Annotated in this window: 24 protein-coding genes; all 24 read right to left on the reverse strand. The window is 35.1% G+C overall.

The window, feature by feature from the left end:
- Positions 1-4: 4 nt before the first annotated feature.
- Positions 5-298, reverse strand: a complete 294-nt coding sequence (locus tag BN2390_RS07845) for a hypothetical protein (protein WP_053983797.1) — start codon at positions 296-298, stop codon at positions 5-7.
- Complete coding sequence (locus tag BN2390_RS07850) at positions 295-828, reverse strand: putative phage tail protein (protein ID WP_053983798.1); 534 nt, start codon at positions 826-828, stop codon at positions 295-297. The genes BN2390_RS07845 and BN2390_RS07850 overlap by 4 nt, the downstream gene beginning before the upstream one ends.
- Positions 825-1,883: a baseplate J/gp47 family protein gene (locus BN2390_RS07855; protein WP_053983799.1), complete on the reverse strand. Its 1,059-nt coding sequence runs from the start codon at positions 1,881-1,883 to the stop codon at positions 825-827. Before BN2390_RS07855 ends, BN2390_RS07850 begins: the two co-directional genes overlap by 4 nt.
- Entirely contained in the window at positions 1,861-2,283 is a 423-nt protein-coding gene (locus tag BN2390_RS07860; protein ID WP_053983800.1) for a DUF2634 domain-containing protein, read from the reverse strand. The genes BN2390_RS07855 and BN2390_RS07860 overlap by 23 nt, the downstream gene beginning before the upstream one ends.
- Positions 2,280-2,774: a DUF2577 domain-containing protein gene (locus BN2390_RS07865; protein WP_053983801.1), complete on the reverse strand. Its 495-nt coding sequence runs from the start codon at positions 2,772-2,774 to the stop codon at positions 2,280-2,282. Before BN2390_RS07865 ends, BN2390_RS07860 begins: the two co-directional genes overlap by 4 nt.
- Positions 2,775-2,785: 11 nt before the next feature.
- Positions 2,786-3,745 (reverse strand): XkdQ/YqbQ family protein, encoded by a 960-nt coding sequence (locus BN2390_RS07870; RefSeq protein ID WP_053983802.1) that lies wholly within the window; start codon positions 3,743-3,745, stop codon positions 2,786-2,788.
- On the reverse strand, positions 3,745-4,383 hold the full coding sequence (locus BN2390_RS07875) for a phage baseplate protein (RefSeq protein WP_053983803.1): 639 nt from the start codon (positions 4,381-4,383) through the stop codon (positions 3,745-3,747). Before BN2390_RS07875 ends, BN2390_RS07870 begins: the two co-directional genes overlap by 1 nt.
- Before the next feature lie 9 nt (positions 4,384-4,392).
- The gene (locus BN2390_RS07880; RefSeq protein WP_053983804.1) at positions 4,393-6,456 is read right to left on the reverse strand and encodes a tape measure protein; all 2,064 of its coding nucleotides are present in this window, start codon (positions 6,454-6,456) and stop codon (positions 4,393-4,395) included.
- A gap of 22 nt (positions 6,457-6,478) precedes the next feature.
- Complete coding sequence (locus BN2390_RS22235) at positions 6,479-6,604, reverse strand: hypothetical protein (RefSeq protein ID WP_278308262.1); 126 nt, start codon at positions 6,602-6,604, stop codon at positions 6,479-6,481.
- Positions 6,605-6,630: 26 nt separating this feature from the next.
- Positions 6,631-7,017 (reverse strand): phage tail assembly chaperone, encoded by a 387-nt coding sequence (locus BN2390_RS07885; RefSeq protein WP_053983805.1) that lies wholly within the window; start codon positions 7,015-7,017, stop codon positions 6,631-6,633.
- A 40-nt stretch (positions 7,018-7,057) separates the two neighbouring features.
- On the reverse strand, positions 7,058-7,498 hold the full coding sequence (locus BN2390_RS07890; protein WP_053983806.1) for a phage tail tube protein: 441 nt from the start codon (positions 7,496-7,498) through the stop codon (positions 7,058-7,060).
- 14 nt (positions 7,499-7,512) lie between these two features.
- Positions 7,513-8,562, reverse strand: a complete 1,050-nt coding sequence (locus BN2390_RS07895; protein ID WP_053983807.1) for a phage tail sheath subtilisin-like domain-containing protein — start codon at positions 8,560-8,562, stop codon at positions 7,513-7,515.
- Complete coding sequence (locus BN2390_RS07900) at positions 8,562-9,029, reverse strand: phage tail terminator family protein (RefSeq protein ID WP_198524882.1); 468 nt, start codon at positions 9,027-9,029, stop codon at positions 8,562-8,564. Before BN2390_RS07900 ends, BN2390_RS07895 begins: the two co-directional genes overlap by 1 nt.
- The gene (locus BN2390_RS07905) at positions 9,013-9,408 is read right to left on the reverse strand and encodes a hypothetical protein (RefSeq protein ID WP_053983809.1); all 396 of its coding nucleotides are present in this window, start codon (positions 9,406-9,408) and stop codon (positions 9,013-9,015) included. Before BN2390_RS07905 ends, BN2390_RS07900 begins: the two co-directional genes overlap by 17 nt.
- Complete coding sequence (locus tag BN2390_RS07910) at positions 9,408-9,731, reverse strand: phage head closure protein (protein WP_053983810.1); 324 nt, start codon at positions 9,729-9,731, stop codon at positions 9,408-9,410. Before BN2390_RS07910 ends, BN2390_RS07905 begins: the two co-directional genes overlap by 1 nt.
- Positions 9,731-10,063, reverse strand: coding sequence for a head-tail connector protein (locus tag BN2390_RS07915; RefSeq protein ID WP_053983811.1), 333 nt, complete (start codon positions 10,061-10,063; stop codon positions 9,731-9,733). The genes BN2390_RS07910 and BN2390_RS07915 overlap by 1 nt, the downstream gene beginning before the upstream one ends.
- 11 nt (positions 10,064-10,074) lie before the next feature.
- Positions 10,075-10,350: a X2-like carbohydrate binding domain-containing protein gene (locus BN2390_RS07920; RefSeq protein WP_082238681.1), complete on the reverse strand. Its 276-nt coding sequence runs from the start codon at positions 10,348-10,350 to the stop codon at positions 10,075-10,077.
- Positions 10,347-11,630, reverse strand: a complete 1,284-nt coding sequence (locus BN2390_RS07925; protein ID WP_053983813.1) for a phage major capsid protein — start codon at positions 11,628-11,630, stop codon at positions 10,347-10,349. The genes BN2390_RS07920 and BN2390_RS07925 overlap by 4 nt, the downstream gene beginning before the upstream one ends.
- A 29-nt stretch (positions 11,631-11,659) precedes the next feature.
- A complete protein-coding gene (locus BN2390_RS07930; RefSeq protein ID WP_053983814.1) occupies positions 11,660-12,262 on the reverse strand; it encodes an HK97 family phage prohead protease in 603 nt (200 codons plus the stop codon).
- Positions 12,255-13,505: a phage portal protein gene (locus BN2390_RS07935; RefSeq protein ID WP_053983815.1), complete on the reverse strand. Its 1,251-nt coding sequence runs from the start codon at positions 13,503-13,505 to the stop codon at positions 12,255-12,257. Before BN2390_RS07935 ends, BN2390_RS07930 begins: the two co-directional genes overlap by 8 nt.
- A gap of 7 nt (positions 13,506-13,512) precedes the next feature.
- Complete coding sequence (locus tag BN2390_RS07940) at positions 13,513-15,228, reverse strand: terminase large subunit (protein ID WP_053983816.1); 1,716 nt, start codon at positions 15,226-15,228, stop codon at positions 13,513-13,515.
- Between the two features lie 2 nt (positions 15,229-15,230).
- The gene (locus BN2390_RS07945) at positions 15,231-15,548 is read right to left on the reverse strand and encodes a hypothetical protein (RefSeq protein WP_053983817.1); all 318 of its coding nucleotides are present in this window, start codon (positions 15,546-15,548) and stop codon (positions 15,231-15,233) included.
- Between the two features lie 127 nt (positions 15,549-15,675).
- The gene (locus BN2390_RS07950) at positions 15,676-16,344 is read right to left on the reverse strand and encodes an HNH endonuclease signature motif containing protein (RefSeq protein WP_053983818.1); all 669 of its coding nucleotides are present in this window, start codon (positions 16,342-16,344) and stop codon (positions 15,676-15,678) included.
- 1 nt (position 16,345) lies between these two features.
- Entirely contained in the window at positions 16,346-16,834 is a 489-nt protein-coding gene (locus BN2390_RS07955) for a hypothetical protein (protein ID WP_053983819.1), read from the reverse strand.
- Between the last annotated feature and the right edge of the window lie 167 nt (positions 16,835-17,001).

A 17,001-nucleotide genomic window follows, 5' to 3' on the forward strand; every position in this document is an offset into this window, starting at 1 on the left:
CTCCTTATTCTTTTATTTCAATCCCCATATTAGGGCTTACTTTTATAATGCCATTACTACTTCCACCACTCTGCCTACTTGTAACTTTAAAATACATCTTCCCCTTTACTCTATCCTGAACAGGAATATCCGAACCTTCTGGTATAACATATGGACTAGATAAATTCTTGATTTGGTTAGCTTGATTATGAAGTGTATCATCTGCTTTTTTCATATTTCTATTATGCACTTCTATATCATAGAAATCATCTTCTAGTGGTGTCTCAAAATCATAATACTGTGTACGTTCTATACTCATTTAAGCACCTCCTCTCTCATTTCCCTATGTCTCATTTCTTTAAGCTGCCTATGTGTATATCGTTTTAACTTCTTATGCTGATTGTATCTAAGTTCTACAGTAATGAGTAAATTGGCCGGAGCCATTTTCCTTAATAGATTCCTAGCTTCATCTTCCATCCTTTTTACTGTGAGCTCTACTCTAACAAACATCGTATACTCATTAGAGTTAAGTTGTACACTAAACCCATCCTCACCACAAAGTTGTGTTAGACGTTCTATCATACTTCTATATGTATAAGGTAATCCGTCTCCCCACTTACTAAGCACTCTAAATCGTCTACTTTCTAGCGTATCATCTGCAAATGGTATAAGGTTAAGTATCTTTTCCCTACGTGCAATCCCTTCTTCTGTAGCTGTTTGTATAAACTGGTCATTAATAATATTACTCAGTTCATCATTTACCTTTTTTATTTCTCCATCTTCAACGACACCTATTGATTCAAATTCTTTTATATTTTGTATAGCTTCAATCCAATAGTCTTTTATCATACTTTTGTCACCGTCCCCAACTTTGGTATACTGTTAGGTTGTAAGATTAGGTTATTTAATGAACTGTTTATCTTAGTAAACTGAACATCTAATACACCAGTAACCTGAAGGATACGTGTTTCTATATGCGCGATTCTTACTACTATGTTTTCTGCATTCTCCCATGTACTAGATAACTGAGTTAGATATTCATCTATAGCCTTATCTATATACGGCTTTACATCTTCCCAAGTATGGATATCTAGAAGAGTAATATTACTTTCAACATTTACAACCATTTCATCTACTGCCTGAACAGTTACAACATGCCCTATAGGTGCTATCCCTACCCCTTTGCCTTGATTTTGTGTAGGATCTATCAGTGTTTGCACCTGGTTAATTAATTCATTGTTAGGCTTCTTGTATTCTGAGTTAATAACTACTAACTTAACAGTTCCACCACCATTCCAAGTAGGGTAAACCTTTGTGCCACCTATGCCTTTAACCTGATTTGTTCTTTGCTTGTAATCAGCAATATTTCCACCAAACGCTTCATTCTCTATGCTGCTAAAATATCTCTTACGTAATGCTTCATCATCTTCTATATCTTCTCCTGGTATGATTATGTCTAATAGCATCGCACTTGTTAATCCATCTATATTGTCTAGTGGAATCAACGATCCTGAATAGATGTTTCCAACTTTTCCAAGCTGCTCACATTTTAATTCATATTCAAAGCCTACTATTTGTTTAATTACTTGATACGTAGTATCTTCAAAAGCAAATCTGCTACCTATAGGAATTTCTATATTGAATTTCCCTTTTCTAATAGCATTTGTTGCCTGTTCCCTGTACACACCACGTTCACTACACCTTTTTGTAAGGAAATCACCTGTACTAGTATCTGCATAGGTTAACTCAAGAACATTTTTAAGTTCCATATACACTTGAACTAGCTCAAAACAGGCAGGTGCTATTGCATCATAAATCAATGTGCCTTCACCTTTGTAAATTTCATCAGGTACTTTACTCAAACATCTATTAAGCAATTCTTCATACGTTGGTACGTTTATCATGTATATGCACCTCCCCAAACTCTGTAACAACTGTAAAATCACATGTTAGTAATGTCTTTTCAAATGTTACATGAAAATTATTAATTTCTTTGATGTACTCATTAACTAACAAGGCTTCTTTGATATATCGTTCTACTTCACTTTCGATAAACTCTCTATCAAAATTCTTGCTAATTAATTCCTCTAGCTCTACGCCATGATCCCAAGTATAAATAAGATATTTATATCTTTCTGTCATGAGCGCTTTATAAATCCACACTTTAATTGCTTCTTTACCTTTTACTGTTCTGCCTGTTAACTTGCCTGTTTCAAAGTCAATGCCGTATTCAATAGGTATTCTCTTTTCATCTAAAATTGCCTCTTGCGGTTCCTGTTGATTTATGAAAGGGAATAAACTCATACCAAGCTCACCACCTTGCATAACACGATATAAAGCTGCTCACCATCCATAGGCATTAGTGCTAGTGAGTCACCTTTTTTCAAATAACCTTTATACTCTACTTCTGATTCTCCATCTAATGTATATTGTCCACTTGATTCACATGCACCAGATAAAGTTGCTTCATTATTGATAGCATGATCATGACTAGCAAAAGAATCATCGCCAGATCCACCGGATGTATTTTGCGTACTGGATGACAAAGTACCACTCATACTGGACTCACCACTATTTACAAGAGTACCTTTTGAAGATACTTTAAGGCTTCTTTTGTAACCTTCAACTAGGAAGTCATCTATAAGAAAATCATCAGGATCTAATATCAATTCATCAACTTTTATTTTTAAAGGGGACTCTGAGATAACTTCGCCCAAACAAATAGAAGGTGGATTTGATTTCGCACCTTCTGTCTGCATCATTGAGATTATCCCTGAGTATGGATCATCATTCATATACCCACCTCCTATTTTTCATCCATAATATTTTTAAAGTTTAAATTCAGCTTCATAATATGTTGTCCATTGGACCATGTGTGTGTATCGCTATCAATATAGAATACGCCTGTTAGCCCACTTGCACTATCTTTAAGTTGAATACCATTCCCTGTAACACAATCAACATAGCCTAGTGCTGTGACATTAACAGTTTTTTGAACATCTACGAGCATTGATTGTGCAACAGTTTTGGCTTGCTTATCTTTTTCTTTCGTATAAATATTTTGCAGTAATCCATACTTTTTAATCCACTCAGCATTTTCAACCATTCCAATATCGTTACCTTTGCCATCATAAATGCGTACCCTATTCACCATGTTCTCAATACTTTCAGTATAGCCACTGTCAATGATATTACTTTCGTCCGATAGCATGAATGTACTCATAACAGCACCAATTTCTATAACGTCTAGTTTGCCATCTCTCATTTTGGCCATATACTTTTTATTATTCTGCTTACTTGCTCCTGTATAGGCACTCATAAAAATATCATAAAGATATTTGTTATTTGCTTTTATATCTTGCTTAATTCCAGTCTTAACAATATTTCCTATAGGTATTAAGAAGTCATTACATATGGTTCTCGTAATTTCTTCTGCAGTTTTCTTTTTGAAGTTATATACGCCTCTGTTTTTAATTGCATAGATTAAATGATCATACGCAGTCACATTAACTGTACTTGCTTGACCAGCTCTAGTATTTAAAAAAACAAACCCTTTAAATAATAGTTTCCCATCATCATTAAAGAGTTTTAATATACTGCCATTCTTAATATAAAGATCTGGTATGTTCTTATCTAATACACTATTAATTAAATCTATATCTAATCTTCTAGCGACTTGATTCTTGCTTCCTGTCCAAGTTATTTTACCTATGTAATGTGTAATATCACTGTATAAATCCTCTTGATGTAAATATACTTTAGGCATTAGATCAACACCACCGTTCCTTTAACTAGGTCCATGCCCTTATGCTGGTCTACTTTATTCGTTTTTGCTATAGCATTGGCATTACTCATGCTACCAGTAGCTTTTTTCGCTACCGTATACATGTTATCCCCTTTTTGAGCTTTTTGTGTAGAAGGTATAGGTTTAGTTTCTCTTTTAGTTGCTGGAACAGTAATTTTAGCACCATTAGAGGTTGTAATTTCTGTAGGTTTAACTTGCTTTGTAAAGACATATTCCCTAAGTTCTAGCACAAAGTAAACATCTCTAGTCCCATCTTGTTCTGAAAATGTAAAGTTCTCAATAGTCATGGCATAATTAACCGATGTTCCTGTAATAATTAACCGGATAGGTTTACCTGAATCCCTCCACTTTTGAATCATCTTTACACATTCATAAGGTTTAGGAAATCCTGTATACTTACAAAAATAATATTCCTGTGCGGGGAAAAAGCTTGATAGTGAAATGGATGCAAGGCCTTTTTTACCTATCAAGTTTATTTCTCCTAGTGAATTTATATTGATAACGGTATTATTATGTCTTTGTGATAATTCAAATTCACCAGGTATAACAGGCAATCTTAATTGTTCTTCATTGTTGTTATATGATAAATAAAAGTCCATACGCTCCTCCTATCCCATTGATGTATTCATTGAATGCTTTGCTAGATTCATATATAAAAGGTTAGCCACCTTCTCGATATCTGCTTCTTCTCTTACAGTCATTGAAGCTATATTTATATTAACGCCACCTGAAACTTTTGCATTATCTTCTTGATCTGCTTGCACTTTTGTTTTTATTCGTTCACCTTCATGCACACGCACAAGCATATCATTTCTTGGCACTCTATCTAATCCTGTGGCATATCCAGCAACCGACTTAGTGTCTATACCTCCAAAAGTATTTGTCCCATTGCCTGTAAATTTATCTTTAAATTTTTGTACAAATGTTCCATGCTCTTTCGTAAGTTCAGAAACCTGCGGGGAATAAAGTCCAGAGGCTGTTAATTTTTCAATAACACTTGCATAACCCTCTGAAAATTTCTCAGCCATCTTTTCTCCAAATATAAGATATTCATTATTAAGTGCTACATCCTCTTGGATATTTTGAATAACATTCATTTGTGACTCTCTTAACTTCTGCATACCCTCGCCCTTTTGATAATTCACTTCGGCTTCTGTCTTTGCACTAAAGATAATTTCACCCATTTTGGCACCATCACCAGCTGCTTCTGCTTCTGAGAATTCACTTGTTTTCATAGCATTATTAATAGCATCTACAATACTTTTTTGATGTTGATTCTCTAAATCTGCTTGGAATTCACCTATTAAACTATAAGCTTTTTCCATTTCTTCCCGCATGGGACCATTTAATATGCCTAGTTCTTGTTCAATACCCTCTTTACGCTTTTCTGTATAGCCTTTGCCCATTGCACTATCTAGCTGTGCCCATGAATCACTTAATGTAGATACTAGACCTGAGTAAGTTTCTGACTGTTTAGCCATATTGCCTTCAAACTCTTTACCCATTGCATCTACAATGATTTGAGAAGCTTTAGCACCATCTATAGTGCCTTTGCTAATCATTTCATAAATCTCTTTATTAGATTTGCCAAGTGCTTCTGCTAAATAATCTATAGCAGGGATTGCTCTTTCCGAAAGCTGATTAATATATTCCAAACTTGTTTTTCCGCTAGATTTCATTCGGCCCAATGCTGTTGCTACAACATTTTGCCCCTCTTTATCTATATCTAAGGCACTCGATGCATCTCCTATCTTTGTCATGAAAGGTATGATTTCTTCTTGCTTATACTTATAACTTAGCAATACTTTCGATGTATCTAATAAATCATTCATTTCAAAAGGCGTCTTTGCGCTAAACTGTTGAATGTCCTTTAAAAACTTATCTGCATGCTCAGCTCCGCCAAGTAATGTCCCATATGAAATCATATCGGTTTCACGTTTTGCTGCTAGACCTCGTCCATTTACTAGACTTTCTTCTTGCTCTTCATTAAATTTTTGATAAATGCGTTGTACTTCTCCAGTAAAGTTTTCATCTTGTCTTTGTCGCTTCTCTGTTCCAGATGTTATACCTCCAGCAAGTCCACCTACTGCTGCTCCTATTGCAATACCAGCTGGTCCTGCTACTGATCCTAGTGCAGCCCCTGTTGCAGCACCCCCAACAACGCCATTAATCATGCTACCTGTGTTCACACCGAACATAGAGGTTATTTCTTGACTAATTCTTCCAGTAAAAGCATTCCCTATCATACCTGCTAGACCAGCACTCGCTATACTCTTCAACCAAGAAGATTGTTGCCCCTCCATTGTTTTATTAAAATTCTTGGACTTGTTCATATCATCCATTAGTTGCTTTTCTGCTTTGCTTGCTTCTTTGGCTGCTTGTGATAATCTTCTATATTCTTCTTGCAAATCTTCAAGAGCACGTTGCTTCTCTTTAAAAGCTTGTTCAGAACCTGAAACATTCTCTTTTACTGCTTTTTCAAGTTCCTTAAGCTCTTGCTTTGCTTTAGTCATATCAAATTTAACTTCAGTTCTTTTATCAAATGCTTGTGATTGTATTTTCCTATACTCTGATACATCCCTAGATAATCCACCTACAGACTTTCGCATAGATTGAACTGAATGTGTCAAATTATCACTAGCTTTAAATGCTATGGATACGTCTTTGCTCACCTTCCCCCTCCTTTTTATAGATTTACCAAGGCCTTTGTCTACTTTCAACTTCTATTATGTACATTGCTCTTAAAATCTTAAGTTCACCAGCTGGCATATTGTATACTTTGGAAGGCTCCCACCCATGCTTCACCCATGCATAGTACATAAGGTTAGCTATTGTATTGCCTTCCTCTAGAAGTTTTTTACTTCTTTTACTACATCTCTTCCATAACCACTCAATGTATTGATTTCCAAGAAAAGTGAATATACTTCGCCCGGTTTTAAGATTTTTTTAAGTAAGTCTTTAGGTGTAGATGCTCCAAACTTATCCATCAATTCTTTGTTGTTAAACCTTTTACCTTCAATCCTGCATGATTCAATCACAGTATTGTATTTTGTTTCTGTATGGTTGTTACTAATTTCACTCACATGATCAACCTGTTCATCTGTAAGTGCATGGCAAGTAATTACAAACTTTTCACCAAGTATCTTAGACAATCTTTTAATTTCATAATCTTTCTTGTTATTCTCTTCAAACTTTTTTGCATCTGTTTCCAATAATAAATCAATAATACTCATATCTGCCTCCTTATATTTAGAAGGCTAGGAATTCCTAGCCTTATTCTGGTTGAATGATATCTAAATAATCCCAATCTGTAAAAGTAAAGTTTTGTGTAATCGTTCCAATTTGATTAGCTGTCCAGTCTGCAAGTGTAAGTGTACTAAACTGACAATCTTTTAATACTACCCTTTCAGCGCCTTCTGCATCTGGATCGTCTAATTTACTAATAATAGTAAACACTGGTGTTTTGCCCTTTTTAATCATATCTGAAAGCTTAATGGCCATACGTGAATTGGTTTTTGTCATTGTGATTGATCCATTTCCATTGGAACCACTTACTTTTTTATGCTTACTTAATGTTCCACACATCGGAACATCTAAAAAATCTAATGAGATTTCTGCTTTTAATCCAGTAGCTTCACGTACTAACTCACCTTCTAACCAAACTTCTCCAAATGTACCATTAATAGCTTTTCTTGCATCATACCCTTTGCGCATATATACTCACCACCTTAAATATTGAAATTAATTTTAATGTCTTCTATTGCATTAAGAATTTTAAAGTTAGATGCCAAGAACACAAACGTCTGTGTATTAGCCTCTTTGATTTCTTTTTCTGACATATCATCTACTAGTTGCCCTTTACCTTTTAGATAATTGATTTGTGCCTCCATATCAATACCTGTAGTAATATTTTCATCCAACAACTCATCATTTCTAAGCGCCTCTAAGTAGGCTTGAATAGATACAATCAAGTTACATTTGTTGTCATAGTTATTGGCAAACTTCCCAATATAGCTATCTTCGCATGTTCTGCGAATATCTGAATAGATTAGATCCATAATATCTACAATCTTAATAGATTTATAATCCTCACTCTTAGTTGCTCCTACAGTTGTTAAACTGTTTACAGCTCTACCTACTTTTACCTTTTCGCCATCATGGAAAATAATAAATTCTCCTGCATCAATTTTCTTGTCTAGATCTGACTTTATAAACTTTGGCACATCGTCAACCTCTGATAGATGATAATAGGTAGCACTTTGCTGCAATGGTGTACCAGCTAATAGTCCTGCAATACGTGAACAATACTGTGCCGCTGTAAATGTTGCTTTGCCTACTTCAATATTATCTGTTGTAAAGTTGATGATACCTTCGTGATCTGCCTTAGTATTTGGCAAAATAGCTTTTACTTTAATGCCTTTGTTATCTCGTAAACCTTTAATAAAATTAGCAATCTTTGTAGCATTCTCAGCTGTAATATCATGTGGGCCTACTACATAATCAAACTTAAGAGGCTCTAATGTATTTAACCCATTCTCAATAGTATCTGTTACAATCAAAACTACTCCTTTTACAGGCTTAATGCCTCCTAAGAATGTTCTTTCAATATAAGCCTTGTTCTCTTCTGTAAGTCCTTTTGGAACCTGTGTAGCATCTTCTAGCTTCGTTACGCCTACTTCAGTATCTATAATAATAATTGCTACAATTCCGCGATCACCACGTTTAATAGCTGTACTTGCCTTTGATTTAAATTCAATCAGTATATTTGGTAAACCCATTATACGATTTCCTCCTTGTTTATATAAATTTTCTGCATCATTTCTCTAGCCTGTTCTTCATCATATTTAGTGTCTACTAAGCCATCTTTAAACTTGAATGCCATATTGATAGTCAACTGGCCATCTGCTTCACCAAATGAATATTCAAAGTTTAGATACCTATCTCCAACTTGAACAAAAAAGCAACTTAGACATCTTCTAAGCTGCTCCATTACTTTCAACTTTTCTTCATAGTCACTTATTCCATATAGGTCTTTATCCCCAAAATAAATGATCTGCAAATCTAGTTTTACATCTTTTGTATACTTTGTTTGCCTGGTGTCACTATTGAATACCATTCTATACAAAAAGCATGGCGGACTATAATCTTCAGGTAGATTAAAATAATGTTCAGACTGTGGTACTTGTTCCCTAATCTTCTTGATGATTGCATAAATAACATTTAGTACATTAACCAAATATCTCACCCACCAAATTATTTATCATTTCTTCACCACTTCTTTCTAGTTCATCGGCCAGTTCATTGATTGCATTTCTATACATATGCTTTCCACTTACCCAGCCTACTACTTTCCCATTTCGTACAACCTTATGTCCATTTTCTATAAGATGCATATGGGGCGCTCTTAAGTGGTTACATCTAACAGCTACATAACCACCACCAGAACCCTGTACCTTTACAACGCCTTTTTTAAGATCGCCACTTTTTTCATCTACTGCTGCTTCAATATTTGCGATTACTTTTCTATAGAGTTTATCTCCATTTCTAACAATAAGCTTTTTTCTGGCTTCTGGAAATTCCTTTAGTAGCCTTTCAAATTGTTTGTCTAAACCATCTAATTCCATTAAATCACCTCAGTAGCTTTAATCTTTAGTATTTCATTTTTATAAAGCACATTGTCAACGTGTACGATATTAAAAGCCTTACCTTTGTATATGATTCTATCTTTGACTGTTAGGTCTTTACATGATCCATACCGTATAATAAATACTACTGTATTTTCAGCATTGTAGTTTTTAGCTGTCCAATACTCTTTGCCGGATAATCCATTCATAGAACACCATATTGTTTTTAAGTCATACCATTCGGTCTTAGTAATACCATTGGCATCTTCTTGCTTTCCGGACCTTTGGATTGTAATTCGTTTGTTTAGTTTCCCAAATTGCATTAGACTACCTCTGCGCTGACATTCTTAAGTTGAATAATAATACTTGTTAGGCTATGTTCTAGTTCTTTTGAAATAGTGCCAGTTATTACTGTACTTCTATTCTCGTACCAGCTACCAACTATCATAAATACCGCCAATTTATATAATTCGTAGTTGTCAGCATCCCTTTTAACCGATTCTACTTTTACACCAGCATTTTTCAGATAAGCGAATCCCGCTTTCATTTGTAGAGTGATGATGTGATCATCTTCATCATCCTCTACTTTTAGGTGCTCTTTCAAATATGCTTTTATTTCTGCTTCATGATCTTCTACAGTTTTAACTTCTTTCATGAGCGATACCTCTATTCTTCAATACTTATTGTCGCATCAGATTTACTTCCATCGTCCATGATAAACTCAATCACATTTTGTCCACTTTCTAAAGACTCTAAGTAATTACTTTCAAACTTAACACCTTCTGAAGATGTTGTGTAGTTTCCTGTCTTATTAATCTTTTTTCCATTTACATTAATAGATTTAAGCTTTGCCCCTTCTTTTTGTTCCACTGTAAAAGCTACATCCTCTGGGGCATTCCTAGTGAATGTAGCTTGAATTGTTGGTATTACAGTGTTATCTATTTTTTTTTGATAATAACTAGGCCATTATCATCTGCCATTTTACCATCAACGATCATCAGTGATTTATGTACATACTTGTTTGCTTTTTCATCAAAATACTTCTTGTAAGACATTGCTAAGTTTGAGTTTAAGCAATATTCTTCTAGGTCCACTAATACGGCAAATACATCACCCGCAACTGCTGCATCAAATGATTTCATATATTCAACTGTTTCAACTAAGCGACCATTCAAACGTTTTTCACCACGTTCATTGATTCTACCAAGACCAATTTTTTGTCCTGTAGTATCTGTCATTGCATTTAAGTATTTTTCCCATGTTTTCTTATTCATAAGATAAATACCTTTATCTTCGTACGCTTCAGGAATAGCACTTTCAGGTTCAGCCCACTTTTTAACTGTTCCAATTTCATCTAATGTCATTTCTACCGTACGTTCTGCTGGTGCTGTAATTTTAGTAATCCCTTTTGGTTTGCCTGTACCATCACCTGAAATAATTGCTGCTTCAATGGCTCTAATCATAGCAGCTTTAAGGCATTTGATGATTGTTGATTCGAATACTGGCAAGCTTACAACTGAACTTACAAGTGATAATGCAATTTTTGCTTCTAATAAGTGGTATCCAAACGAAATAGTTGCATTTGCATCTGCTTTTTGTTCATCTGAAGATACAGTTTCACTTACCCATGTAGCAACTGGCTTTAAGTCTGATTTAGGGATTGAAACGCCGCCTTGGAATGATGTTTGTGTTACTCTTTGTAGGATTTTACCTTCTTTAGTAGCTTCAGTAATAACACGATTCATAATGGTTGTTGGAATAACTGCCCCGATGTTATCTGTTACTGTGAGTTGATCCGAACGCATTTCTGCTGTTGGTGCAAATTTATCTGGAATAGGTGTCCCTTTTGTTACATAATCCTTAAATGCATTACGATATTCTAATGTATCGAATAGATCATCTGTTGCATCTGCTGAACGTTGTGTGAAGTCTGCTGTTGCTAACGGTGTGAATCCTGCTCCTGGTGTAAAACTTCTTTGTTCTGGTCCATTAATTGGCTCAGCAACTAATCCATTAACAATATGTGTTCTTTCTGACTGGCCATCATCTAATGATCTTTGCTCTGCTGCTACTTCCATTTCTAATTCTTTGATTTCAATATCTGCTTTTCTAAGGTCTAATTCAATTTTATCAAGTTCTTCTTTTGTTTCTGCATTTGTAATCTTTGCTACTAAACTTTTTCTTACTTCTGTTGCTTTTGCTAATCTTTCTGCTAATGTCATATGGTTTTACCATCCTTTTTTAATATTTTTTATTTATTGTATTGGTACTGCATTTGTAACTTACACTTTTGCAATTCAAAACTATCCTGTTTTGCTTGTAAATTGTTATCCAACAACTCAAAGCTTCTTGCAAAAACATTTGTAGAATCATAAAACGGTGTATCCACAACGCTTACGTCATACAATTTTTTAATATTTGTTACTTCACGATAAGTTTCATCATCTCCATAAATCCACGTATCGCCTTTATCTGCTACTGAAAAGCAAAAAGACATACCATCAATCAATCCTTCCTGAATTGACTTGTATATGTCTCTGTTGCTTTGAGTATCTATTAGTTCGGCTCTTATCAAAAGACCTTTATCGTCTTTAATAAGCTGTAGGCTATTATTTCTAGTTCTAGCCATAATACACCAGGTGTCATTGTGATTGTATCTAAGTGGTACATCTTTCATATCTGTATAATCAAGCGCACCTCTCTTAATAACCTCCGTAAATTTTCTGGTACCGTATTGATGTGTTGCTGGTTGGTCATAAACAATGGCATAACCTTCAATAATCATTTTACCATCGTCATTGTCAACTGCTCTGAACTCTATAAGGCGTTGTTCGCCCTGTAGCTTTTTATTCATCCTTTTCTACTCCTACCTTTCCTAGTTGATATTTATCTACTAACTCTACATTTGAATAATTTAGAGATTGTATTCTTCGATTGCCTGATTCAGAAGGCGTCATTCCAAACATTTCTGCTACATCATTTAATGACATCAATCCTGTGTTAGTAGCGAGTTCAGCTATTTTAATTTTGTTTTCTGTGCTTAGATAAGAAACTTTGTTGTAATAGCCTTTTACTCTGTGTCCTATGTCCTGTTCTCTTTGCGAAAATAATGTACTACTCATTGCTTGTTCAAACTCTATGATGAAATCTTCTATACAAGATTGATAGAAAGCACTATGCTGCTCTCCGTTATAGTCACCGCTAATAATGCTTTCACTAATTCCATAACGTTCACGTAAGATGGCTTTTAAGAATTTAAGGATATTATCGTTTACTGTCGCTGGCTTTATATTTACTGGTGTAAACTCTCCCGATAAATCAGTCGCTACGATACCAGCTTTACTACTGAAAATATGCTTTTCAAAGTTATCTCTTTCAGTTGCTAGTTTAGTAGAATCAACCATCGACTTAGCACTGTACACCCCATTTACTTTCAAGCTGGCTTCTATGGATTTAGGTAGTCCTTGGATAACTTGATCTAACACCTTAACTGACTTTAGTAAATCTCTGGTATCCGGTGAACCAAAATCATCACCACCACCAATTACAGTATTCTTACCTCTTCTCCATTTTAGATGGATAACATCTGCATAGGGTATAATATCCCACGTGCCATCCTTCCAATGGAATTTGATTTCCCATGTTTCACCTTCTGTATTAACACCTATTTCTATGCTTGTAGGATTTAAAGGGTAAAACGCTGTATACTTTTTAACTTCCTTACCATTTGCACCTTTTACAAGCGTATATTGAGGATAGATGAAACAGTTATAATCTTTTCTTCTTAGCCATTCACAACATGCCAGGAAGTCCTTAGTTGTCTGCAATGGGTTAGGCTGAAATCTAAACAGCTTTGTAATGTCATCGTTTTGTTGTACAACACTTTCTGTTTGTTGTATGACTGAAACTACGTTAATCTTGCTTACCTCCGTAGCTATTCTGTCAATACAGTTATTAACAAAGTCAGATAGATATACATCTTTCCCAAACTCACTAAATACTGCTTGACCATCATTCATTATTGAAATTAATTCTTTATATACTTTATCTTGCTTGTACTGCTTGAATAACTTGTTGAAATAGTTAGCGCCTAGCACCTTACTATCACCTCCTTATCATTTCTAAATAGTCACTTTTAAACTTGCTCAATGTTGCGTATGCTATGATAAATCCAAGGCTACCATCAATCCTGTTCTTACTTTGTCCTTGTACCTTAACAGGCATAATTAATCCTAAGTTATTTGTCTTATAGGAAGTATTTTTTAAACACCATCTATCAATCTCATGATTGTTATAGACAAGGCGTTTCGCTTTAAGGTCTGCCTCTACAATACGCATAGGCCCTGATAATTGTAAGAAATCCATATTAATACGCTCTAATATACCTTCTCCAAAATGGCTAGCCATAAGCTTTTTAAAGTCAGTAGCATGCCAGTTGTCATACCCCACTTTAAATGGAAGCATACCATAATCTTTATAGAGACTATAAAACCATTGGACAATGTATGTAGCATCTACCTCGCTACCAGGACAAATGGTTACCAATCCTTTTGATTCCCACTTTCTATAATTCTTCTTCTCTGGATTGAGGTCGTTATCTTCTAGTATTGCATCTGCTTTTTCTTCACAAATGAAATACATCGTAAGGGTTTCCACCTTCATGGTTAATGGATCTATAAATAAAGCTTTGGCATTACATAAATCTGTTGTCTCTGCATAATCTAAGGACCCTATATACATCTGTCCCCTATACTTCTCAGGATCAAACATTTCTGTATTGGTGTATTCAGCTTCAGATAGCCATGCACTTGAAGCATTTTGCTTGATATTAAAGTCTTTGGCTAATACAAAGGCCCTTGTACTATTGTCCGTTTTGGCCTCTTCTATCATTTGTCGCATAAAGGACCATTTCTTAATAGTGCCTATCCCTGGATTGCTCTTAGCCCATGACTTTTCATCTTGCCATACTTCTTCTTCACTATCTTGTGTGTAAAGCCAAATAAGCCAACGTGGTCTATCCAGTTCACCTTTTAATACTTTTCTAGCATCTATAAGCCTTTTATCAAGGTAGCCATCATAAGTAAATCCTTCTGTTGTTAATTCAAAGTATAGAGGTTCATCCTGTGTAGAAAGTGCCTGGCGAATAGGCATAACTGTCTTATCATCTAACATTTCAAATACTTCATCTACTGCACCAATCCCTATATTCCTACCTTCTTTAGCACCTGTTTTAGCTGATAGCTTTCGGATATTGCCTTTATTTTGATAGCTGAACTTTCCTTTTTTGGTCTTTTGCTTTGGATTACCAAAGTAAATCCCTTTTATATTTTTTCTTGTACACTTTGCAAGACTCCTACTTTCCTCACGCATAGCATTAATTGCCTGGAACATGAGATCTGCTTGCTCATAGTCATTACTTGCACAAAGCACCTTTTTACCTTCTTCACCACAAAACCATTCAGACAAGCATATTGCTCCTATAAGCGGTGTCTTACCATTCTTTCTTCCAACTAAAAAAAGTATGTCTTGATATTTCCTAACATACTTCTCCAACTCTTCATCATATATTTTGATTGCAAAAATAGCTTCTATAAAAGCCTTTTGCCATAGCATCAGCTTGAATGGTTTGCCAGCATGTGGCGCTTCATAATGCTTGCATTCTTTTTCTATGAATTGTATCCGCTTATCTGAAGCCTTGTAATCTTTTTGGACAAATGGATTGTTCAAGTCCTCCATAAGCATTTCTAACTGGCTCATTAACTCCTTGCCTATAATACAATTTCCTGATTTACATTCCTTGTAATATGCTTCTATCCACATCTTTAATCCTCATAGTCTGATAAGTCATTATCATCATCTTCAATGTTCTTACCTAATATGTTAGATAGCTTTGCAATGTAGTTTAGATAGTTGGCTCTTACTTTTATAATCATTTTTGATACCGGAAGTTCTTTTTGCATAGACGGGTTCTTCGTGCTAACAGCTACCAGGCCACTCTTTTTAACAATCTCGTATAGATCATCCAACTCAACTCTTAATCTAGCAGCTTCCCAAATGGTCCCATCTATTAATTCAAGTTGCTTTTCATCTATTCCAGTAAATAATGCTTTGATTCTTTCGTATTCTTGTTTGACTTCCATGTGAATCACTCCTTTTTCAAACGTCTTTCAAACTTTCTAAGAAAAAGTCAAATTTTTAGTGTGTGTATAAATCATGTAGCCACCCGGTTCCCGGGCATATGATCCTCCGAAACACCATAGGGGGGTATCACTCTGTGTATTCATCAAACCATTTGTCAATGTACTTTGCCCATTGACCTCCTCTGCCACTAACAACTAATCTTTCATAACATTCTTGTCTGCTTGCTTCACAATAAATAAGCTCTGCATTTAATTCTTTCTGCAGCCGTTCTCTTTCTGCTTTACTCGGATAGCCTCCTATAATATAAGCATCGTACCAATTGCCGTATCTTGTCTTAATCATATCTAGTATCTTGTCTCTTACACCAAATACATTGAATCTTAGATTATTAGGATTGTGATACATCTCCTGGCCACTAATGCATTGATAGATACTATCTAAATCAAGTATTAAGTCACCATATGTAGAAAGCTGATTAACTAAAGTACGTTTCCCACTTAAAGGTGGACCATAGATAATATAAATCTTTCTTGCTGCCTTACCTTCAAATCTTCTATGCTCTTTATTGTGGCAATCACTACAGATAATCTCTATGTTCATAGAATTGAATACTACGTCTAGATCATTAACATTTTGCTCCGTCAATTCTATCTTGTGATGTCCTACTAGCCTTGATGTATCTAGGCATATCTTGCCACATCGTTCACACTTTGGCGTACGTTCTACTATCAAGTTATGACGTAACTCTCTCCATTCTTTTGACGTATAAATACGTTCTGCAAACTCTTGTGCCATGTTAAAACTCCTTTGCTGCTGCTTCTTTTTTCCTTATCTTAAGCATTGCCTTGTCATTCTCAACCTTATGAGGATTGTCTTGCCATATCTTCTTAGCCTTGTTAAGTAAGTAGAACTTCGCTGCTCCTATGTCTGCTGGACTATGCTTTTCTACTCTAACTACTTCTACCTTCTCAACATTTAACTTGACTCCTTCTTTACTCAGTATCTCTTCTTTTACCTTCACCGGAACTGATTCAGTATAGTTGTATCCAATCGCACGTTTGTATAATGACTCCTCAACTGTCTTAACTTGCTCATCAAGTACTTCTTTTCTCTTAATAGCACATTTTTCTAGAAGTGCTAAAAGTGCTAAATTCTTGCCTTTTATAGCCCTAAAACTGGCATAACTCATTTCAAGCATCTCTGCCATTTCTTTATAACTCATGCCTTGCAACGCCCATTCCTCAATGGTTTGAAGGCTATTCATAACCTTTTCTTCGTTACTCATTTTTACCTCCTTTTTTTAGCACTTTGAAGAAAACAGTGCTATTGGTTTTAAAAAATGTTGCACAAAAAAATATTTAGGTATGATTTTCCTATGATTTAACCTAAATACTTTTATATCCTTTATGTATCAAGGCTTTAAGCCCTATTTTTTTATATTTTAAAATGCAC

It is taken from the genome of Niameybacter massiliensis (genome assembly GCF_001282685.1).
In the GTDB taxonomy this organism is placed as follows: domain Bacteria; phylum Bacillota; class Clostridia; order Lachnospirales; family Cellulosilyticaceae; genus Holtiella; species Holtiella tumoricola.

Excerpts from the sequence above, each read along its gene's own strand:
- BN2390_RS07905 (WP_053983809.1), bottom strand. The coding sequence starts at position 9,408 with ATGGAATTAGATGGTTTAGACAAACAATTTGAAAGGCTACTAAAGGAA.
- BN2390_RS07910 (WP_053983810.1), bottom strand. The coding sequence starts at position 9,731 with ATGCAATTTGGGAAACTAAACAAACGAATTACAATCCAAAGGTCCGGA.
- BN2390_RS07865 (WP_053983801.1), bottom strand. The coding sequence starts at position 2,774 with ATGAATGATGATCCATACTCAGGGATAATCTCAATGATGCAGACAGAA.
- BN2390_RS07955 (WP_053983819.1), bottom strand. The coding sequence starts at position 16,834 with ATGAGTAACGAAGAAAAGGTTATGAATAGCCTTCAAACCATTGAGGAA.
- BN2390_RS07895 (WP_053983807.1), bottom strand. The coding sequence starts at position 8,562 with ATGGGTTTACCAAATATACTGATTGAATTTAAATCAAAGGCAAGTACA.
- BN2390_RS07860 (WP_053983800.1), bottom strand. The coding sequence starts at position 2,283 with ATGAGTTTATTCCCTTTCATAAATCAACAGGAACCGCAAGAGGCAATT.
- BN2390_RS07850 (WP_053983798.1), bottom strand. The coding sequence starts at position 828 with ATGATAAAAGACTATTGGATTGAAGCTATACAAAATATAAAAGAATTT.
- BN2390_RS07925 (WP_053983813.1), bottom strand. The coding sequence starts at position 11,630 with ATGACATTAGCAGAAAGATTAGCAAAAGCAACAGAAGTAAGAAAAAGT.
- BN2390_RS07870 (WP_053983802.1), bottom strand. The coding sequence starts at position 3,745 with ATGCCTAAAGTATATTTACATCAAGAGGATTTATACAGTGATATTACA.
- BN2390_RS07945 (WP_053983817.1), bottom strand. The coding sequence starts at position 15,548 with ATGGAAGTCAAACAAGAATACGAAAGAATCAAAGCATTATTTACTGGA.
- BN2390_RS07915 (WP_053983811.1), bottom strand. The coding sequence starts at position 10,063 with ATGAAAGAAGTTAAAACTGTAGAAGATCATGAAGCAGAAATAAAAGCA.
- BN2390_RS07930 (WP_053983814.1), bottom strand. The coding sequence starts at position 12,262 with ATGAATAAAAAGCTACAGGGCGAACAACGCCTTATAGAGTTCAGAGCA.
- BN2390_RS22235 (WP_278308262.1), bottom strand. The coding sequence starts at position 6,604 with ATGTACTATGCATGGGTGAAGCATGGGTGGGAGCCTTCCAAAGTATAC.
- BN2390_RS07845 (WP_053983797.1), bottom strand. The coding sequence starts at position 298 with ATGAGTATAGAACGTACACAGTATTATGATTTTGAGACACCACTAGAA.
- BN2390_RS07940 (WP_053983816.1), bottom strand. The coding sequence starts at position 15,228 with ATGTGGATAGAAGCATATTACAAGGAATGTAAATCAGGAAATTGTATT.
- BN2390_RS07855 (WP_053983799.1), bottom strand. The coding sequence starts at position 1,883 with ATGATAAACGTACCAACGTATGAAGAATTGCTTAATAGATGTTTGAGT.
- BN2390_RS07875 (WP_053983803.1), bottom strand. The coding sequence starts at position 4,383 with ATGGACTTTTATTTATCATATAACAACAATGAAGAACAATTAAGATTG.
- BN2390_RS07890 (WP_053983806.1), bottom strand. The coding sequence starts at position 7,498 with ATGCGCAAAGGGTATGATGCAAGAAAAGCTATTAATGGTACATTTGGA.
- BN2390_RS07950 (WP_053983818.1), bottom strand. The coding sequence starts at position 16,344 with ATGGCACAAGAGTTTGCAGAACGTATTTATACGTCAAAAGAATGGAGA.
- BN2390_RS07885 (WP_053983805.1), bottom strand. The coding sequence starts at position 7,017 with ATGAGTATTATTGATTTATTATTGGAAACAGATGCAAAAAAGTTTGAA.